Here is a 4,627-nt window from a genome sequence, read left to right as displayed (position 1 = left end):
GCGTGGAAGCCGTCGATCGCTTGACCGTCATCGCGCATGACAGGTTCGACGACGTAATCAAGGCAGCGCGCGATCCGGACTCGCTCATCTCGATTAGGAAGACCGTCATTGTCGGCGGCAGCGGCGACGTGTCGAATCTCGGCGCGCATGTGGTCGAAGCTCCTTCGAATGTTGAAACGATGCTTACCGGAAAAGCGGGAGCGTTTGAGGAATCCGAACAAACGTCTTACGTCTTCGAGACCCAGGAAGAGCGTGAGGTAGCGAAAGTCGCTTGGGATGTGATCCAGCGCGAGTTCGAACGCCGGATCAAGACCGGGATCGAAAAACTCGACACGCCAGAGATACAGGCTGAAATCACCAGCATCGTGAAGGCGGTCATGGCACCTGAACAGCGATGGTTCGAAAGTTTCGAACGAAAAACCGATGTCGCAGCGACCGTCGCTAAAGTCACGAAACAGATCGTCATGCACACGATTTCGATTCCCGAAATCGTCGTGCTGCCGACGACGCAGGTAAATTTTGGATTCAAGGATTTCGACCTTTCGAATCTCGAAACAATCGCCAGGCAGCCGCTCTCCGATCAGATCATGGTCCAACGACTCCGCGACGAGACGCGCGCCTTCCTTGCTCGCACGGTGGAAGGCTCGAAGGAAGAACGCTTAGAGAGCTATGTTGTCCGCCATCTCATGGACATGCCAGAGGTCGATTACGACACGCAGAGCGAGCTTCTGTTCAAGCTGGCGGGGCAGATGGTGGCGCGGCTTCAATCATACCTTGCGACCTCCGAGGACGTGGAGAACGTCCTTTTGACGCACGGCAAAGATCTCGCCAGGTTCATTTTCCAGCAGATGATGACGCACTATTGGGAGACCCCGACCGATTACCGAGCTAGCGTCTCAAGGGGTTTCGTCGTGATGAAGCCCCAGGCCTACAACGTCCCCAGCGAGGCATTCGTTCGGGATTTCCGAACGCCAGTCAGCCCGCTCAACCTTACACCAAAATATGTCTTCGAAGGTTTCGCCAAGTGCTGCTATCCGTACCAGAAATTCGACTCCGACACAGAGCGGGAATTCGCGGTCATCGTGGAGGCTGCCAGCGAAGCCGGAGTGTTGCGCTGGATGAAACCCGCAATCGGTCAGTTCAGGATCGAATACGCGTCCGGGCAGTCATACGAGCCGGATTTCGTGGTCGAGACTACCAAGGACAAGTTCATCATTGAGATCAAGGCGAAGAATGAGATGGCCGACCCGATTGTTCAGGCGAAGGCCAAGGCTGCCCGGAAATGGGTGCATCACGCAAATGAGCACGCCAGGGATACGGGCGGAAAGCCGTGGACTTATGTGCTCGTGCCACATGACGCGGTGAAGCCAAGCGCGACGCTGGCCTCGCTGGTTTCGGCCTATTCGCAGGCAGGGGAGCTTGTTTGAGGGCGTGACCAAGGTTTTGAAAAGGCCCGAGGGGGCATCGGTCCAGTGACCAGAATGAATCATGAAAGACCGATCTTCAAACTCCTGGCTGACCTCAAACGCGACAAGAGCAGAACGCCGCCAGAGAGCTTATTAAAACTGGAAAAGAAATATTCTTCGACCTTGCAGAGCAACGATGGCACCAAGCTAAGAGGATCTTCGGAGAAAAAGATCATCCATGAAGTGGCGCTAGGAATTTTCGATCATGTGAAGCGGCACAACGATGTTCGGGTCATTCACTCTCTGCTGAATGCCGTCGAAAAGGAAGTTTACAAATCGGCGATCAGCGAATGGTTTCGCCGTTATGGAAGGGTCGACACGGACGGCACCGGAAAATTCTCTCTATGCAAGGACAAGAATTTTGATCGTCCTTCGGCGGTTCAAAATCCCTTCTGGACGCTCACGCCGATTTTCACAAAGCAGCGGCCGTTCAATTTCGCCCGAGAACTAGAAAAACTCGTCGACAGGGCGACCGAACGGGCAGACAAGCCATCGCCCAGCGATGTTGTTGATCCAATCCTTCTCTCGTAGATAAAGCGGCTGATTGGGACACGCAGGTGAAGGCGCGAGGATAGCTTAAAACTATAAGTGTAGTTTGGCTCAGCGAATTATAAGCACACTCGATTAGGGGCGAATAGGGCTAATGCGACCATTTACAAGATCGATCATAGAGCTTTTTGACGGTAAGAGACGCTACCTGATTCCGCTGTATCAGCGGCAATACGCCTGGAAAGTGACCCCCCAACTGGAGTTGCTTTGGGAGGATATTCAGCGGGCTGCGGCAAAGCTTGAGGCGGAAGGCGTGTTATCTGCGCCCCACTTCATGGGAGCGATCGTGATCTCGCAGGTGAAAACGTTCGGCAAGCAGGTGCAGGCGTTTGAGGTCATTGATGGCCAACAGCGCCTTACGACCTTCCAGTTGCTCCTGACCGCCCTAAGGGACGTGGCAGCCTGCCACTCACCCGAATATGCGGACGAGGTAGCCAAGTACATCTTCAACGATGGTGTAATGGAGCAGCCAGAAGTCGAGCGGTTCAAGCTTTGGCCGTCACTCACCGACCGTGCTTCTTTCATCGGAGTGGTTGACGCTGAGGACAAGTCGGATGCGGCAACCTTCCGTTTGGATGATGAGCAGGGTGTGGTTCGCCCGTCGGTAGCGGCGCATGCGTTCTTCAAGGATCGCATCGAAAAGCACGTCCGGCCGAATGGTGAATATGATGCCTTTCGCATGGAGAAGTTGTTTGAGGCGTTACGCGTCGGGTTGGCAGCAGTATCAATCGAACTTGAAGGTGGCGATGACGCTCAGACGATCTTCGAAACGCTTAACAGCCGGGGAGTCGATCTGACCGCCGGTGATCTCATGCGTAACTTCATCTTTCAGCGAGCGAAAGGGTTGGGACAGACCAAGGGTTCTCTGAATGTAGACCGCCTGTACCAGGATTTCTGGCTCCCGCTCGACGGTTGGTTCTGGAAGGAAGGGGATACACGCGGTCGTCAGACGAAGTCCCGCCTGGATTGGCTGCTTGTCGACCACCTTACAATGAAGAAAGCGGAGACCGTTTCGGTCGACGATCTCTTTGAATCCTATCGCAGATGGATTTTGGACCTCACGCCGTTCACCTCCATCAAAGCTGAGCTCGAATCGATCGCAGCAAGCGCGGCAGTTCATCGACGGCTATCGGATCAGTCGACCGATGATCCTTTGGGACGCTTCGGGCGCTTTACCAAGGCGTTCGACGTGTCAACGGCCATGCCTCTCGTGCTCTATCTAGCGGGCGAAAGCGCGCTGGACGAAGGCGAGCTGCCCGATGCTCTCCGGCTGATCGAATCCTATATCGTCAGGCGCGATATCTGCGGCCTCACGACCGCCAATTACAACAAGTTCTTTGTCGATATGATCGCAAAGCTTCGCGCGGGCGGCCAAGTGTCAGTCGCGCGTGTTCATCAATTGCTGTCCGCGAGTCAGGCGGATGCGATCCGTTTCCCGCCAGACAGCGAATGGAAGGCGCAATGGCTTGGTCGCGACCAATACAAAGGGAGTCGTCAGCCGCGCCTTCGGTATCTGTTCGAGGCGCTTGAACACCAGAAAAGGAACGATCGCAGCGAAGTCGTCGCCATCCGGAGCGATTTGACGCTCGAACACATCATGCCGCAAAAATGGCGCGAGAATTGGCCCGTTCCGGGTTTTGATCACGTTGCGGCCGGCGAGGTGGATATTGACCAGGTTGCTCGCGAGGTTGACCGCGACAAGATCATAAACAAGCTCGGCAACCTCACACTGCTGACCCAGAAGCTGAACACGTCGGCTTCGAACGGATCGTTCTCGACCAAGATGCCTGCTGTGAGAGCACACACGGCGCTCGCGCTGAACCGGGAACTCCATCAGTACCAGGCATGGGATGAGGAGACCGTCTCACACCGTGGAAGCGCGCTGTTCGATACGGCGCTTTCGATATGGTCCGGCCCGACGATTGCTGAGCAGAATAATCAGAACGCAGGCGCAGGGCACGCGTTGACGCAGCAGGCCGACGCTGCGGAATAGGCGGCGCGGAAATGGGTTCACCATGCGAACGAGCATGCTAGGGAATGGGCGGAAACCGTCGTCCTATGTGCTTGTGCCGCATGATGCCGTGAAGCCGAGCTCGACGCTGGTGTCGGCGTACGCGCAGGCCGCGGAGTTGGTGTGACTGATCATAGTTTTTTGAGGGAGAGGGATGGCCAACAGCGCCGTCCCTGTGGGGGGGTGAATTGCTGGAGAGTGTAACGGCAACAGAGTTTCTGCGCCCGGCCTCTCAGGGTCGCACCGCTCCGATCCTTTTGATGTGCGAGGATGCGGCAGGAGAGACCGTCGAGGTTTTCTGCAAGCTATCCAGCGGATGCGATGCCGGGGTGTCGAGCTTGTCTCGGGAGAGCATAGGTGCCTGCTTGGCTGCGGACCTCGGATTGCCTGTTCCCCGTCCCTATTGGGTTCGGCTGCCCCCTGAGTTCATAGAGTCTGTTTCAGACGAGACTGTTCGCCAGAAGCTTGGCGTGAGCTCACCTGTCGGATTCGGATCACTGCGTGTTCCCAACCAGTTTGCAGCATGGGCGAAAGGCAATTTGATTACTGACACAATGATGCCTGACGCAACTGGTATTCTGATCTTCGATGCGATCATCCA

Annotated in this window: 3 protein-coding genes and 1 pseudogene; all 4 read left to right on the top strand. The window is 55.8% G+C overall.

Annotation, left to right across the window (positions count from 1 at the left end):
- Positions 1 to 1,427, top strand: a pseudogene (locus EN969_RS17975) (restriction endonuclease subunit R); the annotation flags it as partial.
- 45 nt (positions 1,428 to 1,472) lie between these two features.
- Positions 1,473 to 1,997 carry a hypothetical protein gene (locus EN969_RS17970; protein WP_127224114.1) on the top strand — a complete coding sequence of 175 codons (525 nt, stop codon included), beginning with the start codon at positions 1,473 to 1,475 and terminating at the stop codon, positions 1,995 to 1,997.
- 112 nt (positions 1,998 to 2,109) lie between these two features.
- Complete coding sequence (locus EN969_RS17965) at positions 2,110 to 4,008, top strand: DUF262 domain-containing protein (RefSeq protein WP_063168129.1); 1,899 nt, start codon at positions 2,110 to 2,112, stop codon at positions 4,006 to 4,008.
- Between the two features lie 206 nt (positions 4,009 to 4,214).
- Positions 4,215 to 4,627, top strand: a 413-nt coding sequence (locus tag EN969_RS35545) for a HipA family kinase (protein ID WP_206525172.1), incomplete at its 3' end; no start/stop codon positions are given.

The organism is Mesorhizobium sp. M7A.F.Ca.CA.003.01.2.1, assembly GCF_003998945.1.
Taxonomy (GTDB): Bacteria; Pseudomonadota; Alphaproteobacteria; order Rhizobiales; family Rhizobiaceae; genus Mesorhizobium; species Mesorhizobium ciceri.
Note: the sequence above shows the minus strand (reverse complement) of the source record. Positions and strands in the feature narration are given on the sequence as shown.

Excerpts from the sequence above, each read along its gene's own strand:
- EN969_RS17965 (WP_063168129.1), top strand. The coding sequence starts at position 2,110 with ATGCGACCATTTACAAGATCGATCATAGAGCTTTTTGACGGTAAGAGA.